Annotated in this window: 1 protein-coding gene; it reads right to left on the bottom strand. The window is 56.5% G+C overall.

Features of this window, described 5'->3' with window-relative positions:
- Positions 1-42 precede the first annotated feature (42 nt).
- Positions 43-501, bottom strand: a 459-nt coding sequence (locus KHU29_RS22080) for a transposase (RefSeq protein WP_211455470.1), incomplete at its 5' end; no start/stop codon positions are given.

The raw sequence follows: 501 nt of genomic DNA, 5'->3' as shown, positions 1-501 counted from the left end.
GGACCTGTCAGGAATTCTGTGTGCGGGATCAGAATTTCATAGTTAGTCAATTGCGTTGGTAAAGCGTTCGCCGAACATGATGGCGAATTGGTTGGCTGCCAGCTTCCATGTTCGCTGTGGCATCTTCCAATCTTTTTCGATATTGCGCAAGGCGAGGAACAGCAATTTTGTTGCAGCGTCATCGCTGGGGAAGTGGCCGCGATTCTTGACGATCTTTCGAAGACGCATATGCAGGCTCTCTATGGCGTTGGTCGTATAAATGATGGTGCGCACCTCCGGCGGATAGGCAAAGAACGGAATGACCTGCTGCCACTGGCGCCGCCACATGGCTGCCACGGTCGGGAATTTGGTGCCCCACGGCCCCTCCGCAAACTCATCGAGCGCCACGGCTGCCAGGTCCGCGTTGGCGGCCTGGTAGACGGGTTTCAAGGCCGCAGCCAATTCCTTACGGTCCTTCCAGGAGGCCAGCGTGGTGGAATTGCGGATCAGGTGCACGATGCA

It is taken from the genome of Collimonas antrihumi, assembly GCF_018304965.1.
Taxonomy (GTDB): Bacteria; Pseudomonadota; Gammaproteobacteria; order Burkholderiales; family Burkholderiaceae_D; genus Collimonas; species Collimonas antrihumi.
The sequence above is the reverse complement of the archived record's forward strand: the minus strand, read 5'-3'. Positions and strand labels throughout refer to the sequence as shown.